The sequence below is a fragment of the Sphingomonas sinipercae genome (assembly GCF_011302055.1).
Classification (GTDB): Bacteria; Pseudomonadota; Alphaproteobacteria; order Sphingomonadales; family Sphingomonadaceae; genus Sphingomicrobium; species Sphingomicrobium sinipercae.
This window is the reverse complement of sequence record NZ_CP049871.1, coordinates 671,187-688,904: the sequence shown is the minus strand read 5'-3', so window position 1 is coordinate 688,904 and position 17,718 is coordinate 671,187. Positions and strand designations below refer to the sequence as shown.

Here is a 17,718-nt window from a genome sequence, read left to right as displayed (position 1 = left end):
GCAAATGGCCGCGCTCGGTGCGCCGGCTTAGCACAGTGGTAGTGCAGCGGTTTTGTAAACCGAAGGTCGGGGGTTCAAATCCCTCAGCCGGCACCGCGCCCTTGCTCTCGCCAGCTATCCGCGGCGAGCAGCAGTCCGAAGAGCAGCCATAAATGGCGGCTATCCTCGAATGAGCCGACGAGTCCTTGCACGCCAAGGCTGCACGCGAAGGCCAGGGCCAGCGCGAAAACGACGTCGCTCGAAGGCGCGAGCGCGCGGCGGACGGCGAACCACAAGATTGCAACGATCCCGGCAAGGCCCAGTGCCCCAGCCTGGGCCGCTACGTTCAGGAACATGTTGTGCGCGTCGGTCAGGGTCGCGAGATCTCCCTCCGGGGTCAGGAATTGCACGAACGCCGCGTTCACGCCGATGCCGCGACCGAGCAGCGGCGAGTCGAGGAACCGGTGCCAGGCATCGATCCACGTCAGCATCCGCACCGCGGGGGCCAGCGTCACCTGGACGCCCGCGAGGTCGAAGTTGAAGACGAACGGCGCCGTCGGATGGAGGATCGGCGTTACCGCCGCGACCGGCAGCGCCAGCAGCGCGAAACCGACGCCGATCATCAATGACGCAGCGGCAATTACAGGCCTGGTCCGGCGCCAGCGATGGGCGAACCAGGCCGCGAGCATCAGCACGATGGCGCCAAAGCCCGGCGTAAGTGCGAAGAATGCGACAAGGACCATCGCCGCCGCCAACCCATTCGCCACGCGGGGTCTGATCCAGCCCAGGACGCCGCATAGCAGCACCAGCATCAGCGCTACCGCCAGATAGTTGGCGAGGATCGAGGGATAGAGGAAGGTCAGTTCCAGCCGCGGGTAATTGCCCGGGGGCAAGGTCCCGAAATGGTGAAGCGGCCAGGCAAGGATCGAATCCCACCCAAGGAACGGGAACAGCAGCAGGGTCGCCACGCCGAGCGCGGTCACGACCGCCGCGCCGCCGATCCACGCCAGGAACAGGCGCCGCATAGCTTGGGGATCGGGCACAAGGTTTAGCACCAGCAGAGGCAAGGACAGCAGGTAGGCCTGCGTCGCCAGCTTCACCGCGCTTCGCCCGGGATCGGCCGAGAACAGCGCCGACAGTGCCAGCGCCGCGAAATAAGCGAGCAGGAACCACTGAGCGCGATGCCAGCGCGGCCTTGCCCCGCAGACGATCGCAATGGCGAGGCAGGCAAAGCTGAGCGCGAGCAGCAGATCGCTCGCGACTGCCGGGAGGCCGCCGATCGGGACAGGGGTCTTCATCCAGCCGAGGGCAAAAACCCCCGCCAGCAGCAACCCTTGCGCGGCCGTCAGCGCCGCGCGCCTTAGCGGCTCAAACCTCAATCTCGACCCAGATTGGCGCGTGGTCGCTCGTCTTCTCCCAGCCTCGCGGCGTGCGATCGACCCCAGCTGCTTTCAGCGACTTGGCCAGCGGCGGGCTCAGCAAGGCGTGGTCGATGCGGATTCCGGCATCCCGCTGGAAGGCGTTGCGCCAATAATGCCAGAAGGTGAACATGCGCTCGTCCGGGTGTAGCTGGCGCAGCGCGTCGGTCCAGCCCTGCGCGACCAGCGCCGCATAGCGCTCCTTCGCCTCCACCGCGAACAGGGCGTCCTTCAACCAGCGTTCCGGCTTGTAGACGTCGAAGTCGGTCGGGATGACATTGAAGTCGCCGATCAGGATCGCCGGCACGCCGCTGTCGAGCAATTGCCGCGCGTGGCCGTGGAGCCGGTCCAGCCAGGCGAGCTTGTAGTCGAATTTGGGCCCCGGCCGCGGGTTGCCGTTGGGCGCGTACATGTTGCCGACCAGGATGCCGCACACGGCCGCCTCGATATAGCGGCTCTGGTCGAGGTTGGGGTCGTCGGGCAGCGCGCGGCGCGTTTCGACCGGATCGCCGACACGGCTGAGCAGGGCGACTCCGTTCCAGCTTTTCTGACCATGCCAGATCGCCGAATATCCCGCCGCGGCAAGCGCGTCGGCCGGAAAGTTCTCGTCGGTGGTTTTCAGTTCCTGAAGGCCGACAATGTCCGGCTCGAATTCGCGCAGCCAGCGCAGCAGGATTTCCAGCCGGGAGGTGATTCCGTTGATGTTGTAGCTGGCGATCTTCAGGCGGCGCTTGGGCATGGCGACCTAACGGCTTACAGCTGCGACGGCTCCGCCGAAGCCAGGGTCAATTTACGCGACCGCTCGGGCAATGGGTACTTGTTGCCGTTCGCGCAATTGAACAGCAATACCCGCTCGTCCTTGCCGACCAGGCCCAGTTCCAGCGCCTTGCGCCATCCCGCAAGCACCGCCCCGCCTTCGGGGCACAGCAGCATGCCGTCCAGCCGCGCGGCGTCCGTGACGCCAGCGACGATGTCCGCTTCCTCGACCGCAATCGCGGCGCCGCCGCTCTCGCGGACCGCGCGCAAGATCAGGAAGTCGCCGACCGCCTTGGGCACGCGGATCCCGGTGGCGACGGTGGCTGCGCCTTCCCAGCGCTCGGCAAATTCGTCGCCGCGTTCGAACGCGCGCACGATCGGCGCGCAGCCGCTCGCCTGGATGGCATACATGCGCGGCCGCTCGGGTCCGATCAGGCCAACCTTTTCGAGCTCGTCGAACGCCTTCCACATGCCGATCAGGCCGGTTCCGCCCCCGGTCGGGTAGAAGATCGCGTCGGGCACCTGCCAGCCGAGCTGCTCGACCAGTTCGAAGCCCATCGTCTTCTTGCCTTCAAGCCGATACGGCTCCTTCAGCGTCGAGCAGTCGAACCACAGGCCTTGCGCGGCGCCCTTGCCGACCAGCGCGCCGCATTCGTCGATCTGCCCGTCCGCGACCCAGACATCGGCGCCGTACGCAGCAGTCTCGCGGACATTGATCTCGGGCGTTTCGGCCGGGCAGATCACCAGGCTGCGAAGTCCGGCGCGCGCGGAATAAGCGGCGATTGCGGCACCGGCGTTGCCATTGGTCGGGATGGCGATCCGCTCGACCCCGAAATGCTTGGCCATCGTCACTGCGGCCGCCATGCCGCGCGCCTTGAACGATCCCGTCGGCAGCCGCCCTTCGTCTTTCACCAGCAGGACCGCCGCACCGTTCATCGCAGCCGTCCGGCTGAGCGCAAGGATCGGCGTCTGGGTTTCACCGAGCGCAATCAACTCGGCCTTTTCGGGAAAGGGAAGCAGCTCGCGCCACTTCCACATGTCGGCGGGACGTTGCGCAAGCGCGTCGCGGCTGATCGCGGAGCGCACCTGCTCAAGGTCGTAGCGCACGAGAAGCGGCTTGCCCGCCCGCGACAGGTCGTGGGGCTGGCCGGCGGGATAGTGCTCGCCGGTCAGCGAGCATTCGAGATGGGTGACGAACATCAGCCCCGCTTAGCAGCCGGCACCGGCCCCACAACCTTGCAGCGAACTGCGGCGATGGACATTTCCGCCTCGGTAAGAGAGTGGAACACGCATGGCATTGGACCTGTACCAACGACTGGGCTTGAAGCGCGGCGCAAGCGAGGCCGAGATCAAGAAGGCGTATCGAAGCCTCGCCAAGCAGCTTCACCCCGACCGCAACAAGGATAACCCCAAGGCGGCCGAGCGCTTCGGCGAAATCACCAGCGCCTACGACCTGCTTTCCGACAAGGACAAGCGCGCCCGCTACGACCGCGGCGAGATCGACGAGGATGGCAACCCAAAGATGCCGTTTGGCGGCGGCTTCGGCGGCCGTCCGGGCGGTGGCGGGAGCGGCGCCGGCGCGGGATTCGAAGGCTTTCCGGGCGGCGGCTTTCAGGGCGGAGCGGAAACCGCCGACCTTAGCGACCTGTTCGAAGGGATTTTCGGCAACCAAGGCAGGAGCGGCGGGTTCGGCGGCTTTCGCCAGCGCCGCGCGCCGCCGCAGAAAGGCGGCGACATCGGCTATCGCCTGGCCGTATCTTTCGTCGATGCGGCCAAGCTTGCGCCGCAGCGGATCACCCTTGCCGACGGCAAGACGATCGACCTCAAGCTTCCTGCCGGCGTCGAAGACGGCACCCGGATCCGGCTTGCCGGCAAGGGGCAGGAGGGGCCGGCCGGCCGCGGCGACGGGATCGTCACCATCGCGATTTTCCCGCACCCATTCTACAAGCGCGACGGCAATGACATTCGCCTGGAGCTGCCGGTCACGCTCAAGGAAGCGGTGCTTGGCGGCAAGATCAAGGTGCCGACTCCCGACGGACCCGTCATGCTGACCGTCCCCAAGGGCAGCTCGTCGGGCAAGGTCCTGCGCCTCAAGGGGCGGGGCTTCGCCGCGAAGAACGGCGCGCGCGGCGACCAGTTGGTCGAACTTCGGATCGACCTGCCGGCCGACGATAGCGAGCTGCGGGCCTTTGCCGAGCAGTGGAGCGGCGGCGGCAACCCGCGCGCATCGATGGGAGTCTAGTGTCCCTTCCGCCCGTCCAGGACCATTCGCCGCTGTCGCCGGAGGAGCGGCGCAAGCGCCTGGCGAGCGCGAGCGCCGCCTTCGGCCCGAATGTCGTCCGGCGCCTCAAGCCCAAGCATTATGCCTGGGAGGTGCTCAAGCGCGTCGCCATCGGCGTCTATAACGATGGCTTCATCCACGCCGGCAACCTTGCCTATCTGTCGATCCTGGCGCTGTTCCCGTTCATCATCCTTGCCGCCGCCGTAGCCCAGCTGCTCGGTCAGGGCGACGATGCTACTCTGACGGTCGTCAACATACTGCAGCGCCTGCCGCGCAACGTCGCCGACACGTTGCGGGACCCGATTGGCGAGGTTCTTACCGCCCGGACCGGGCCACTGTTGTGGTTCGGCGCGGTGGTCGGCCTGTGGACGGCGGCAAGCTTCATCGAGACCATCCGCGACATCCTTCGGCGCGCCTATGGAGTCCCGTTTTCAGCACCGTTCTGGAGCTACCGTCTGGCGTCGATCTTCCTGATTCTGGCGGCGGTACTGCTGCTGATGTTCGCCTTTGCCGCGACGGTCGCGCTCAGCTCGATCCAGCATGTGATCACCAGCTGGTTTCCGCTTGCAGATGATTTCGCGGCCACGCTTGGAGTCTACCGCTTCGTCCCGGGCGTGACCTTGTTCGCCACCTTCTACGCCTTGTTCTTCGCGCTGACCCCGAAGCGCTATCGGCGCTACGGATGCCGCAAATGGCCCGGTGCCTTGTTCATCACCTTGTGGTGGCTGGCGACGGTCGAGCTGCTGCCGCGCGTCCTTGGCCTGCTTGGCGGCTACAGCCTGACCTATGGAAGCTTGGCCGGCGTCATGATCGCCCTGATCTTCTTTTTCGTCGTCGGGCTTGGCGTGGTGATCGGCGCCGAGCTCAACGCGGCGCTGGCAGAATCCGAGCCGAAAGCGCTAAAGGGCGAAGTCTATTCCGGCCCGTTCAAGGACGAGCTTGAGGTGGAAGAGCCCGAGCCGGGCGAAGATGTGAACGTGGAACTTCGAGGGGAAGAGGTTTGACCGGACTGATGCAGGGCAAGCGGGGGCTGATCATGGGCCTCGCCAACGATCGTTCGCTGGCATGGGGCATCGCCAAGGCGTTGGCGGACCAAGGCGCGGAACTCGCTTTTTCGTACCAGGGCGAAGCGCTGGAAAAGCGCGTCCGCCCGCTCGCCGACCAGCTTGGGTCCGATTTCCTGGTCGACTGCGACGTGTCGAGCATGACCGCGCTCGACCAGGCCTTTGACGCGATCAAGGAACGCTGGGGCGCCCTCGACTTCGTCGTCCATGCGATCGGCTTTTCCGACAAGAACGAGCTGCGCGGCAAGTTCGTCGACACCAGCCTCGACAACTTCCTGATGAGCATGAACATCTCCGTCTACAGCTTTATCGCCGTCGCCCAGCGCGCGCGCGCCATGATGAAGCCCGGCGGATCGATGCTGACCCTCACTTATTATGGCGCGGAGAAGGTCATCCCCCATTACAACGTGATGGGCGTGGCCAAGGCCGCACTCGAAACCAGCGTCAAATATCTGGCGATGGACCTGGGGCCGGAAGGCGTCCGCGTGAACGCAATCTCCGCCGGCCCGATCAAGACGCTGGCCGCCAGCGGCATCGGCGATTTCCGCTACATCATGAAGTGGAACGAATATAATTCGCCGCTGCGCCGCAACGTCACCATCAAAGACGTCGGCGGCGGCGCGCTATACTTGCTCAGCGACCTGGCATCAGGCGTGACGGGCGAAATCCACCACGTCGACGCGGGATACAATGTCGTCGGAATGAAGGCCGAAGACGCACCGGACATCGCGACGGTTTAGCCGGCGATCAGGCGCTGGCGGTCGAGAAACTTCGGCCTCAGAACCCGGTAGCCGACGGCGCTGCGCAGCTATCGACCAGGTACTCCATCGCAACGCCGATCCTGTTGCGAGCCTCCGGGGGCAACTGATCGAAACCGAGCTGCAACCAGTTTCCATATATCGGCGAGATATTCCGCCCGAAAAGAATACGAAATCCAGTTCGAGGCCCCTTGTCGAACCGATACCGGCTTTTGAAAGGTGTAGCGAATCCGGGTGACGGGCACGTACGACAACGGCCGCTGCGTGCTGCCGCCCGATTTCGCGATCCGATAGCAAGGCACTCGGCGGATCGAAGTCGCGCCGAACCGCGCGTCGGTCGGGAGGGCTTCGAATGTGAGCAAAGGTGGTTTGGCAAACTAGGCGTTAAGTAATTGAGGCTAGAAGGATCCGACTGCTCTAGTTGGATCTTATTGCCGATGTTCTCCGCGCCGCCACAGTTAGACGATCCGAACGCACAGGCCATCCACGTCTTTCGCATGGCAAGCCTGGCGCTCGTTCTGGCTGCTGGGGTCATCGCGCTGCTCATGGTAGGGGTGTCCGACTTGCGACTGGACCTGAGCGGATCCTGGGCGTTGCTGATCGTCTTGGCTACCTTCCTGCTGGTGGGCCGGTGGAGCTACGTCCGGGGACGGGCGCGTTTGCTGGGGGACGGAATCAACGCCTTTGCGCTGCTGCTGCTGGCCACGTCGTTCAGTGGGATGATCAGTCTGCTTGGCCTGCATCAGCATTTCGAGTTGGTCGATACCGCGCTTCTTCAACTCGACAAAGCGATCGGCATCGACGACCTGGCGGTGCTTCGCTTCCTAGCCGGCCTGCCAACCGGACTGATCGACCTGCTCGCCCGGGCCTATAATGACACCACGCTTCTGATGCTCCTCAGCATGGCAGCCCTTACGCTGGTGGGTGACCGGCGTGAGTTGTGGCGCGCGATGTTCTGCTTCACCGGTTCCCTGCCCACGGTCTGCCTCCTGTCGATCGCAACCCCGGCAAAGGGCGTGGGCGTGTGGGCGTCTGCCGAGCTGTTAAAGTCATTTCCGGGTCGTCCGGCAACCTATTTCTGGCAGACGTTTGATACGTTCTACGCCGGCGACGTCGAGGCAATCCGTCTCGATTCGCTTGGCGCGGTCGTATCCTTCCCGTCATTCCACACGGTGATGGGGCTGATCGTGTTGACGATGTGGCGGCAGTACCGCTGGGTGAGGCCGCTCGCAGGCTTGTGGTTCGCGGTGATGCTGGTCGGAACCATCCCGTTCGGCGGCCACTATTTCGTCGATCTGATTGCAGGCGCGCTGGTCTGGGCCTTGTGGTTCGAATTGTCGCGCATGGCTGAGCGCCGAGCCGTCCCGGCTCAGCATCTCGCAGCGGTCCCCGCCTGACACTGTCCGCTTGACGCTCGCCACCGCGGTTCTCCACCATCGCGCGCATGCGTAAGGGAAAAGCAATTTGAAGCTCGTCGTCGTCGAACCTCCGTTCAGACTGCGATCCGGCGAGCGTGTTTTGCCAGTCTGCCCTAACGTCCGCAATGGGTCGAACGCAGACGTTCGCTGCTAGCCCGCGAACGGGTCCCGCACCAAAATCGTATCCTCGCGCTCGGGCGAGGTGCTGACCAGCGCCACCGGACAACGGATCAGTTCTTCGATGCGGCGGACATACTTGATTGCCTCGGCCGGCAGGTCCGCCCAGCTGCGGGCGCCGCGGGTTGAGCCCGACCAGCCCGGGATGTCCTCATAGACCGGCTCGACGCGCGCCTGGTCGGCGGCGTGCGGTGGTAGATGATCGAAGCTTTCGCCGCCGATGCGGTAACCGGTGCAAACGCGTACGGTCTCGAATCCGTCGAGCACGTCGAGCTTGGTGAGGGCGATGCCGGTCACGCCCGACACGGCCACTGCCTGGCGCACCAGCACCGCGTCGAACCAGCCGCAGCGGCGCCGCCGGCCAGTGACGGTGCCGAATTCGTGGCCCCGCTCGCCCAAGCGCTGGCCGACATCGTTGTCCTGTTCGGTTGGGAACGGGCCCGATCCGACGCGGGTCGTATAGGCCTTGGCAATGCCCAGCACGAAGCCGGCCGCCGACGGGCCGGTGCCGCTGCCGGCGCCAGTGGTCCCGGCAACCGTGTTGGACGAGGTGACGAACGGATAGGTGCCGTGATCTACGTCCAACAGCACGCCCTGCGCGCCTTCGAACAGGATGCGCTTGCCGGCCTGCAGCGCATTGTCGAGGTCGCGCCACACCGGCCGCGCGAACGGCAGCACGAAGTCGGCGATCTCGGCCAGGTCATTGCGCAGCCGCTGGCGGTCGACCGGAGGTTCGCCGAAGCCCGCGCGCAAGGCGTCGTGGTGCGCGCACAGGCGGTCGAGCAAGGGGTCGAGTTCGCCGAGGTGGGCAAGATCGCACACGCGGATCGCGCGGCGGCCGACCTTGTCCTCATAAGCGGGACCGATCCCGCGCCGCGTCGTGCCGATCTTGCCCGCGCCCGACGCATCCTCCCGCAGCGCGTCGAGGTCGCGGTGGATCGGCAGGATCAGCGGGCAGGTTTCGGCAATCATCAGATTGTCCGGGGTGACCGTCACGCCCTGCTCGGCGATGCGTTCCACCTCGCTTTTCAGCGCCCACGGGTCGAGCACGACGCCGTTGCCGATGATCGACGGCTTGCCGCGAACGATGCCGCTGGGCAGCAGCGACAGCTTGTACACCCTGCCGTCGACGACGAGGGTGTGGCCGGCGTTATGACCGCCCTGGAAGCGGACGACCATGTCGGCCCGGCTCGACAGCCAGTCGACGATCTTGCCCTTGCCTTCGTCGCCCCACTGCGCGCCGATGACGGTAACGTTTCCCACGGTCATTCCTTGTTGTGAGCCACCGCGCTCCTAAGGGGCAGGCCGTCGTGCGTCCAGCGCGCGTGCGCTTGGGTCAGAAGCTCAGCGGCACGACCTTCAGCACGCCCGGGAGTTGCCGCAGCTGGCGCGCCACTTCCGGCGTGATCGGATCGTCGACCGAGACCAGCGCCACCGCCTCGCCCGCTTCCTTGCGCCGGCCCAGGTTGAAGGTCGCGATGTTGATCCCGTTTTCGCCCAGCGTCGTACCGAGCGCACCGATGAAGCCGGGCGCGTCGGTGTTGACGATGTAGATCATCTGACCGTTGAGTTCCGCCTCCACCGGAATGCCGAAGATGTTGACCAGCCGCGGCGCCCGGTTGCCGAAAAGGGTGCCTTCGACCCGCTTCTCGCCATCCGCAGTGGCGACGCTGACCGCGACCAGCGTGTGGTAATCGCCTTCGCGGTCATGCCGTATCTCGCGCACGTCGAGCCCGCGTTCGCGCGCGAGCACCGGCGCGTTCACCATGTTCACCGATTGGGAATAGGTGCCCATCAGCCCGGCCAGAACCGCCCCGGTGATCGGCTTTTGGTTGAGCGCCGCGGCCGCGCCTTCGACCTCGATGGCGATCGCCCGCACGTCGTCGCCGACGATCTGCCCGATCAGTCGGCCAAGCTTCTCCGACAGCGCCATGTAGGGCTTCAGCCGCGGCGCCTCCTCCGCCGACAAGGAAGGCATGTTGATCGCGTTGGTGACTCCGCCAAGCAGAAGGAAGTCGCTCATCTGCTCGGCCACCTGGATGGCGACGTTGACCTGCGCTTCGCTGGTCGATGCGCCAAGGTGCGGTGTCGAGATGAAGTTGGGCGTACCGAACAGCGGCGAATCCCTGGCGGGCTCGTTTTCGAACACATCCAGCGCCGCACCGCCGATGTGGCCGCTGTCGAGCCCGTCCTTCAGCGCCGCTTCGTCGACTAGCCCACCGCGAGCGCAATTGACGATGCGCACGCCCGGCTTGGTCTTGGCAAGCGCGTCACGGCTCAGGATGTTGCGCGTCTGGTCGGTCAACGGCGTGTGCAGGGTGATGAAATCGGCGCGGCGTAGCAGCTCGTCGAGCTCCGTCTTTTCGATCCCCAGCTCGACTGCCCGCTCGGGCGTCAGGAACGGATCGTAAGCGACGACCTTCATGCGCAGCCCAAGCGCTCGGCTGGCGACGATCGACCCGATGTTGCCGGCCCCGATCAGGCCGAGCGTCTTGCCGGTGACCTCGACGCCCATGAAGCGGTTCTTTTCCCACTTGCCGGCCTGCGTCGACGCGTCTGCTTCCGGCAACTGGCGGGCGAGCGCGAAGATCAGCGCGATGGCATGCTCGGCCGTCGTGATCGAATTGCCGAACGGCGTGTTCATCACCACCACGCCGCGCGCGGTGGCGGCTGGAATATCGACGTTGTCGACGCCGATCCCGGCGCGGCCGACGACCTTCAGCGACGACGCGGCATCGATCAGCTCGCGCGTGACCTTGGTCGAAGATCGGATCGCCAGGCCGTCATAATCGCCAATGATCGAACGCAGCGCATCGGGCGACTGGCCGGTGATCTCGTCGACCGCGATGCCGCGTTCGCGAAAGATCTGGGCGGCGCGCGGATCCATCGCGTCGGAAATGAGGACTCGCGGGGTCATGGCCGTGTCTCCTGCCAGGCCCAGTCGAGCCACGGGCCAAGCGCTTCGATGTCAGCGGTTTCAACGGTCGCCCCGCACCAGATGCGAAGCCCTCGCGGAGCGTCGCGATAGGCCCCGATGTCGAACGCCGCATCCTCCTGCTCGAGCAGCTTCACCATCGCCTTCTGCCGGGCCTGGTTCGCCGCGGGATCGGAGCGATCGGTGAATTGGAGGCATACCGAGGTATTGGACCGGATCGCCGGTTCGCCGGCGAGGTGTTCGATCCAGTCGGCTGACTCCACCCACTGCCCCAACGCGGCCGCGTTGGCATCGGCGCGGGCGATCAGTCCGGGAAGGCCGCCCACCGACTCCGCCCAGTCCAGCGCCAGCAGCCAGTCCTCGACCGCCAGCATCGAGGGCGTGTTGATCGTTTCACCACGGAAAATGCCGTCGATCAGCTTGCCTCCTTTGGTCAGCCGGAAGATCTTCGGCAGCGGTCGCGGCGCCGGTTCGCGCTCCAGCCGCTCAACTGCGCGCGGGGACAGGACGAGCGTGCCGTGCGCGCCCTCCCCGCCCAGCGCCTTTTGCCAGCTGAACGTGCCGACATCGATCTTCTGCCAGTCGATAGCCTGCGCGAACGCGCCCGACGTTGCGTCGCAGATGGTCAGTCCGGCGCGGTCGCCGTCGATCCAGTCCGCGTTCGGGACCCGGACTCCGCTGGTGGTCCCGTTCCAAGTGAAGACGATGTCGCTGGCGGGGTCGATCCCGGAAAGGTCGGGAAGCTGGCCATAGTCCGCGCGCCGGATCTGCGCGTCGAGCTTGAGCTGCTTGACCGCATCGGTGACCCAGCCTTCGCCGAAGCTTTCCCAGGCGAGCATGGTGACCGGGCGATTGCCCAGCAGCGACCACATCGCCATTTCCATCGCCCCCGTGTCGGACGCCGGAACGATGCCGAGACGATAACCCGGTGGCAGCCGCAGCACCGCCGCGGTGCGATCGATCGCTTCTTCGAGGCGCGCCTTGCCAAGGGTGGAGCGGTGGGACCGGCCAAGGCTCCGCGGATCGATCTGGTCCAGCGACCAGCCGGGCGGCTTCGGGCACGGCCCGGAAGAAAAGAATGGCCGCGCCGGGCGCAGCTTAGGCTTAGACGACAATGTAACTCTCCTCGCAGAGAGCACGCGCCGCGTTGGGACGGCGTGGCCCGTCGACCCGTGTAGGGCGCAGCCGTCGAAAGGCAATCGACCCGTGAGAAGTTCGCCGAATCGGGACGACAGCCCGCAAAACATCCGATTCGAGCGCCGTTTCAGGAGCGAATAATCGTTTCACCGCAGACGAACCGCAGTTCATCCCGCAATCGGGAACTTACGGTTGAATTCATTAACCACCCCAGGCCAGTCTTCGTGGGTCAGCAAGCGGGTGGGCACCTGTGGCTGGCACTTCGGGGCTGGGGAGCTCCTAAAATTAGTAAGTTGGCCGCGCCGCTTTCGCGCCGTGTGCCGCTTGGAATTTGGAGCGGGACTTGATGTCGCATTCGCTGGTTCAACCGTCGCTGTGGTTTCGTGACCGAGACTTCTTCATGCACGACGGTCGCCAGCTGCGCCGTTTCCGCCTTTCCGCTCCCGTCCAGGCCTTCTTTTTCGCGTTGACCGCCCTGCTCGTCGGCTGGTCCGGATATTCCGCCGCCCGCCTCATCATCAATGCTCCCGCCGCTCCCCTCGCTGTCTCCGCCGCCGGCTATTCCGCAGAAGTCGCCAAGCTCGCGGCCGAAACCGACCGCCGCGTGCAGGTGATCGAAGAGCGCCAGCTTGCCCTGGCGGCCGCGCTTGCTAGCGAAGATATCGATCCCGCGGCGCTGAAGCGCCTCGGCTTCACGCCGTCCACCGGCGGCCAGGGCGGCCCGTTCGACGGTGCCGGCGACCCGACCTTCAAGCAACTGTTCAGCAGCTGGAAGAAGCTCGACAGCCTGCAAAACGGCGCGATTGCCATCCCGTCTGAAAAGCCGGTTCGGCTGGCTGCCTTTACCAGCGGCTACGGCGTCCGTTCCGACCCGTTCAAGGGCGGCGCCGCAATGCATGCCGGCATCGACCTGTCCGGCCCGCTGGGAACCCCGATTTACGCGACCGCCGAAGGCGTCGTCACGAATGCCGGCTGGAACAGCGGCGGTTACGGCAACCTCATCAAGATCGATCACGGCCGCGGCATCGAAACCCGCTACGGCCACCTTTCGTCGATCGGTATCCAGCCGGGTCAGAAGGTCACGCGCGGCCAGCTGATCGGCCGCATGGGCTCGACCGGCCGCTCGACGGGCAGCCACCTGCACTATGAAGTGCGGATCGACGGCCGCCCGGTGAACCCCATCCCCTTCATGAAGTCGACCGATTACCTGATGGCGATGAAGAAGGGCGGGAACACCCATTCGATGGACCAGGTCGCGCTCGGCGGACCGACCGGCGGCCGCAAGTAGAGCGCTCGCTTGCTGCCGGGCCGGCAGCTTCCTATCTCGGCCCAGTGACCGAACCTGACATCATCCTTACCGACAGCGCCGCCAGGCGCGTGGCTGCGATTGCCGAGCGCCAGAGCAAGGCCGCGATCCTGCGCTTGTCCGTCGACGGCGGCGGATGCGCCGGCTTCACTTACAAATTCGGTCTCGCCGATGCGCCGGACCGTGACGATACGGTGGCGGAAACTGGCGGCGTGAAGCTGCTGGTCGACCCGATCAGCCTTGACCTGGTGCGCGGCTCGGCGGTTGATTTCGTCGAGGACCTGGGCGGCGCGGCCTTCAAGGTCACCAATCCGAACGCAGCTTCGGGCTGCGGCTGCGGAAGCAGCTTCTCGGTCTAGCCGTCACGCGTTAGGGCTGGCGGCATGAAGCTGACCACCTACAACCTCAACGGCATTCGCGCCCGACTGCCGCGTTTCCTCGAATGGCTTGAGCGCGAGCGCCCGGACATCGTCTGCCTTCAGGAATTGAAGTGCGCGACCGAATTACTGCCCACCGCCGATGTCGAAGCGCTCGGTTACCAAGGCGTCTGGCACGGACAGAAGGGCTTCAACGGGGTTGCCATCCTCGCGCGCGGGGAGCAGCCGCAGCTGCGCCGCGAAGGCCTGCCGGGCGATCCCGACGACACCCACAGCCGCTACATCGAGGCGGAGGTCGCGGGACTGATCGTCGCTTCGATCTACCTGCCCAACGGCAATCCCGTCGGGACCGAGAAGTTCGATTACAAGATCCGCTGGATGGAGCGCCTGCGCGAGCATTCGGATACGCTCTTGCGCGAGGAACGCCCGGTCGTCCTCGCCGGCGACTGGAACGTCGTGCCCGAGGACCGCGACGTCTTTTCGATCGGCGCCACCGCCCATGACGCAGTGACCCAACCCGCCACGCGCGATCAGTGGCGGCGATTGGCCAACGGCGGCTGGACCGACGCGTTGCGCGCTTTCCACCCCGAGGATCCGAAGCTCTATACCTTCTGGGATTATACGGCTGGCTGCTGGCAGCGCGACCTTGGCTTCCGGCTGGACCATTTGCTCTGCTCCCCCGAAGCCGCCGACCGTCTGCGCGGCGCCGGAGTGGATCGCTGGGCGCGCGGCGAAGAGAAAGCCTCCGATCACGCCCCGACCTGGATCGAGCTGGCCTAACCCAGCCAACCTGCGCGGCGTCATGGCCGCGGCAATTGGAGTTGCTCGAGCTCTCTGATATCTTCGCCCGGAAGTTTGCGGGGGCGAACCGATGACGACCTTCCTCTACATCATCCTTGGCTGTTTCATCGTCTTCGCGGTGGCCGATCATATTGGGAAGCGCACCGCCTTCGTGGAAGTTCGCTATTGGCGGGCGATGGGGATCGCGTCCTTCATTCTCTATTTCGCGATCGCGACTTACGCGCCGTTCATGTGGGATAGCTTTCTCGGCTCCCACCAGCTGTTCGACGGAAGCGCTCTCCCGCTCTGGCTACAGATCGTGACTGGGTTCCTGATCCTCGAATTCGCCATCTATTTCTGGCACCGCGCCATGCATCAGATCGATCCGCTTTGGCGCTTCACGCATCAGATGCATCATTCAGCCGAGCGTCCGGACATCTGGGGCGCCTATTATTTCCACCCGGTCGACATGGTCGGCTGGGCATTTTTAGGGTCGCTCTGCCTGGTCTGGATATTCGGCTTAAGCGCGGAGGCCGCGCTGATCGTCGGGGTCGTCGCGACGTTGCCGGGAATGTTCCAGCACACCAATATCCGTACCCCGCACTGGGTCGGCTATTTCCTTCAGCGCCCGGAAAGCCACCTGATTCATCACGAACGCGGAGTTCACGCTTATAATTACGGCGATATCCCGCTTCCGGACATGATCTTCGGCACCTTCCGCAATCCCCGGACATGGGAGGGTCGCAATGGCTTCCACGACGGATCGACGCATCAGGTCGCGGAGATGCTCGCCTTCCGAAGAATTTCCTGACCAGTCACGCGGACCAGGCGATCAAAGGGTCTTTTCGTAGATCCGATAGACGTGGTTGACGAACGCGCCAGGTAGCTCCGCGATCGACAGCATTCCCTTATTGTCTTCAAGGATCCAGCCGAACTCGCCGGTGCCGATGCCGAACTTGCCGACGCAGTCACGGCGGATGAATTCGATCAGCATGAAGGCCAGCATCGTCGCCATCCGGGTGCCGTGCAGCTTCTTGGCGACGCCCATCAGCGGCACCCGCGCCCGCTTTGTCCGCGGCTTGCGCAGCCGCCACAGCAGCTTGATGAAGCCGAACGGGAACAGCTTGCCGTCAAGGTCGCGGATCAGTTCGTTGATGTCGGGAATGGTGATCATGAAGGCGACGGGCTCTCCGTCGACTTCGGCGATGCGCACCAGCTCTTCGTAGATGATCGGCTTCAGCTTCTTGCCGGCATAGGCGATCTCCGCCTCCGTCAGTGGGACATAGCCCCAATTGTCGGACCAGGCGTCGTTGAGCAGGTTGAGGATCAGCCGCGCTTCCTCGTTGAAGCGGCTCTTGTCGACGGTGCGAATGCGAATGCGCGGGTTGCGCTCCCCGGCCTGGATCAGCCGATCGATCTTCGGATCGCTCCAGTTGGCGATATCGACTTCGTAGGTGAGCAGGTCCTTGGCCTTGGCGTAGCCCGCGGCCTCGATCCAGCCGCGATATTCGGGCCGGTGATGGCCCATCATCGCGGTCGGCGCTTCTTCGAAGCCCTGCACCTCAAGCCCCGGCTCATCCCAGATCGACAGGCTGATCGGCCCCAGGACCCGGGTCATCCCCTGCTGGCGCAGCCAGTCCTCGGCAGTGGCGATCAAAGCCGCGGCCGCTTCACCGTCGAGCGCTTCGAACATGCCGAAATTGCCGATGCCCTGCCCCATGTGGGCCTGCACCAGCTCATCCACCTGCGCGCTGACCCGGCCGACCGTCTTGCCGCCGCGCTCGGCAAGCCAGAATTGCGCCTTGGCATGTTCGAACCACGGGTTCTTCCCCGGCGTGATCAGCCCGTGCACTTCGTCCTTCAGCGGCGGCACCCAGGCCGGGTCGCCCCGATACGCCTCCCAGGCGAAATCGACGAAGGCCTTGCGGTCTGCCTTGCCCTCCACGGGGCGGATGGTCAGCGTGCTATTGGTCATGGCCATTGCGTAGCGTCGGGCACCCGGTCGCGCCAGCGGCGCTGTTGTAGCGCCACGTTCGCGCCACTATCTCATGGCAATCGGCAAAGCCGGACCAATCCTATGACCATCATGACCGACATTCGGCGCGAGAGCGTCATCACCGATTCGCCGGTGAAGCCGCGTGCGCGCCCGGCCGACGACAAGTCGATGCTGAAGGCGGCGGCAGACCTGACGCGCGAGCTCAACCAGCCGAGCGCGGCGATCTATTGGACCGACCTCATCGGATCGGCGCTGGTCGGCTATGCGGCCTTCGCCGGGGCGGTCATGCTCGCGCCTCCCGGCCTTGCCTTTGCCAGCGCCGTCATCGCCGTCCTGGCGCTGTATCGTGCCGGCAGCTTCATTCACGAGCTCACCCACATCAAAAGCGGGGCGGTCCCCGGCTTCCGGCTGGCCTGGAACCTGCTGATCGGCGTGCCCTTGCTCGTCCCGTCCTTCCTCTACGAAGGGGTTCACAACCAGCATCACGCCAAGCGCTATTACGGGACGGCCAACGACCCGGAATATCTGCCCCTCGCGCTGATGAAGCCCTGGACCTTGCCGATCTTCCTAGTTGCGGCGGTGCTTGCTCCAGTGGCGATGCTGGTGCGCTTCGCGATCCTCGCGCCGCTGTCGCTGCTGAGCCCCAGGCTGCGCACCCTCGTGGTCGGCCGCTATTCCGGCCTGCAGATCAATCCGCAGTTCCGCCGGTCGCGGCCCGAAGGCGACTTCCGCCGCCAGTGGCTCTGGCAGGAAACTGCGGCGAGCCTTTGGGCGATCGCGTTGATTGCGATCGCGGTCACCGGCGCGGTGCCGCTGCGCGATTTCATCGTTGGGCTGGGCATCGCATCGGGCGTCATGTTCCTGAACCAGGTGCGCACCCTCGTCGCTCACCTTTGGGAGAATGACGGCGAGCCGATGAGCGTGACCGCGCAATATCTGGACAGCGTCAACGTGCCGCCGCCGGCCACGCTTCCGGCGCTGTGGGCGCCGGTCGGGCTGCGTTATCACGCGCTTCACCATCTGCTTCCAGGCTTGCCCTACCACGCGCTGGGCGAGGCGCATCGGCGCTTGTGCAAGCACCTTGACGGCGGGTCGAGCTATCATGTGGCAAGTCACCGCGGCCTGTCGCCGCTGGTTCGCCGGCTGGCCGCAAGCAGTTTCCGCCGCGGCGCCTGAAAAGGCCTGTCACCAATATCCGGAAATGTGCGCCGGACATCCTGCGCCTTGGTGACCCCTACGGGAATCGAACCCGTGTTTCAGCCGTGAAAGGGCCGCGTCCTAACCGCTAGACGAAGGGGCCGGTAAGGCGGGGAGCCGGTTAGGCGAGCCGCTCCCA

General features: G+C 65.3%; 16 protein-coding genes and 2 tRNA genes. 10 read left to right on the top strand and 8 right to left on the bottom strand.

Translation table 11 applies throughout. The features are described 5' to 3' along the window. Positions 1-21 precede the first annotated feature (21 nt). A tRNA-Thr gene (locus G7078_RS03545) sits at positions 22-93 on the top strand. On the opposite strand, the gene G7078_RS03540 is transcribed toward G7078_RS03545, so the two are convergent. Genes G7078_RS03540 through G7078_RS03530 form a run of 3 tightly spaced genes read right to left on the bottom strand, consistent with a single transcriptional unit; the run spans position 84 to position 3,353 of the window. Further along, entirely contained in the window at positions 84-1,358 is a 1,275-nt protein-coding gene (locus G7078_RS03540; RefSeq protein WP_166093058.1) for an O-antigen ligase family protein, read from the bottom strand. The two genes, G7078_RS03545 and G7078_RS03540, sit on opposite strands and share 10 nt — an antisense overlap. Beyond that, entirely contained in the window at positions 1,348-2,121 is a 774-nt protein-coding gene (xth, locus tag G7078_RS03535; protein ID WP_166096093.1) for an exodeoxyribonuclease III, read from the bottom strand. The genes G7078_RS03540 and xth (G7078_RS03535) overlap by 11 nt, the downstream gene beginning before the upstream one ends. A gap of 29 nt (positions 2,122-2,150) precedes the next feature. Further along, positions 2,151-3,353, bottom strand: a complete 1,203-nt coding sequence (locus tag G7078_RS03530) for a threonine synthase (RefSeq protein ID WP_166093056.1) — start codon at positions 3,351-3,353, stop codon at positions 2,151-2,153. 91 nt (positions 3,354-3,444) lie between these two features. Between G7078_RS03530 and G7078_RS03525 the strand changes: the two genes are divergently transcribed. The 4 genes from G7078_RS03525 to G7078_RS03510 all read left to right on the top strand — a co-directional run bounded on the left by G7078_RS03525 (position 3,445) and on the right by G7078_RS03510 (position 7,653). Next, positions 3,445-4,395: a DnaJ C-terminal domain-containing protein gene (locus tag G7078_RS03525; protein ID WP_166093052.1), complete on the top strand. Its 951-nt coding sequence runs from the start codon at positions 3,445-3,447 to the stop codon at positions 4,393-4,395. Next, positions 4,395-5,438, top strand: coding sequence for a YihY/virulence factor BrkB family protein (locus G7078_RS03520; RefSeq protein ID WP_246166457.1), 1,044 nt, complete (start codon positions 4,395-4,397; stop codon positions 5,436-5,438). Before G7078_RS03525 ends, G7078_RS03520 begins: the two co-directional genes overlap by 1 nt. Then, complete coding sequence (fabI, locus tag G7078_RS03515) at positions 5,435-6,238, top strand: enoyl-ACP reductase FabI (RefSeq protein ID WP_166093048.1); 804 nt, start codon at positions 5,435-5,437, stop codon at positions 6,236-6,238. Before G7078_RS03520 ends, fabI begins: the two co-directional genes overlap by 4 nt. Positions 6,239-6,693: 455 nt before the next feature. After that, positions 6,694-7,653: a phosphatase PAP2 family protein gene (locus tag G7078_RS03510; RefSeq protein ID WP_246166519.1), complete on the top strand. Its 960-nt coding sequence runs from the start codon at positions 6,694-6,696 to the stop codon at positions 7,651-7,653. A 171-nt stretch (positions 7,654-7,824) separates the two neighbouring features. Here the strand turns inward: G7078_RS03510 and G7078_RS03505 are convergent, their stop codons facing one another. From G7078_RS03505 to G7078_RS03495, 3 genes are all read right to left on the bottom strand, one after another. Then, positions 7,825-9,114 (bottom strand): adenylosuccinate synthase, encoded by a 1,290-nt coding sequence (locus G7078_RS03505; RefSeq protein ID WP_166096092.1) that lies wholly within the window; start codon positions 9,112-9,114, stop codon positions 7,825-7,827. 73 nt (positions 9,115-9,187) lie between these two features. Beyond that, positions 9,188-10,768 carry a phosphoglycerate dehydrogenase gene (serA, locus tag G7078_RS03500; protein WP_166093043.1) on the bottom strand — a complete coding sequence of 527 codons (1,581 nt, stop codon included), beginning with the start codon at positions 10,766-10,768 and terminating at the stop codon, positions 9,188-9,190. Next, positions 10,765-11,901 (bottom strand): phosphoserine transaminase, encoded by a 1,137-nt coding sequence (locus G7078_RS03495; protein ID WP_246166455.1) that lies wholly within the window; start codon positions 11,899-11,901, stop codon positions 10,765-10,767. The genes serA and G7078_RS03495 overlap by 4 nt, the downstream gene beginning before the upstream one ends. 422 nt (positions 11,902-12,323) lie before the next feature. Between G7078_RS03495 and G7078_RS03490 the strand changes: the two genes are divergently transcribed. The 4 genes from G7078_RS03490 (at position 12,324) to G7078_RS03475 (ending at position 15,197) form a co-directional block, all read left to right on the top strand. Further along, on the top strand, positions 12,324-13,211 hold the full coding sequence (locus G7078_RS03490; RefSeq protein WP_246166454.1) for a M23 family metallopeptidase: 888 nt from the start codon (positions 12,324-12,326) through the stop codon (positions 13,209-13,211). 44 nt (positions 13,212-13,255) lie between these two features. Continuing rightward, positions 13,256-13,588 carry an iron-sulfur cluster insertion protein ErpA gene (gene erpA / locus G7078_RS03485; protein ID WP_166093036.1) on the top strand — a complete coding sequence of 111 codons (333 nt, stop codon included), beginning with the start codon at positions 13,256-13,258 and terminating at the stop codon, positions 13,586-13,588. A gap of 24 nt (positions 13,589-13,612) precedes the next feature. Next, a complete protein-coding gene (xth, locus tag G7078_RS03480) occupies positions 13,613-14,386 on the top strand; it encodes an exodeoxyribonuclease III (protein ID WP_166093034.1) in 774 nt (257 codons plus the stop codon). Between the two features lie 91 nt (positions 14,387-14,477). After that, positions 14,478-15,197 (top strand): sterol desaturase family protein, encoded by a 720-nt coding sequence (locus G7078_RS03475; RefSeq protein WP_166093032.1) that lies wholly within the window; start codon positions 14,478-14,480, stop codon positions 15,195-15,197. Positions 15,198-15,218: 21 nt separating this feature from the next. On the opposite strand, the gene G7078_RS03470 is transcribed toward G7078_RS03475, so the two are convergent. Then, on the bottom strand, positions 15,219-16,361 hold the full coding sequence (locus G7078_RS03470) for an N-acetyltransferase (RefSeq protein ID WP_166093030.1): 1,143 nt from the start codon (positions 16,359-16,361) through the stop codon (positions 15,219-15,221). A gap of 102 nt (positions 16,362-16,463) precedes the next feature. Here G7078_RS03470 and G7078_RS03465 point away from each other — a divergent pair, with 102 nt between their 5' ends. Continuing rightward, entirely contained in the window at positions 16,464-17,558 is a 1,095-nt protein-coding gene (locus G7078_RS03465; protein ID WP_166093028.1) for a fatty acid desaturase family protein, read from the top strand. Between the two features lie 49 nt (positions 17,559-17,607). Here the strand turns inward: G7078_RS03465 and G7078_RS03460 are convergent. Further along, positions 17,608-17,682, bottom strand: a tRNA-Glu gene (locus G7078_RS03460). Between the last annotated feature and the right edge of the window lie 36 nt (positions 17,683-17,718).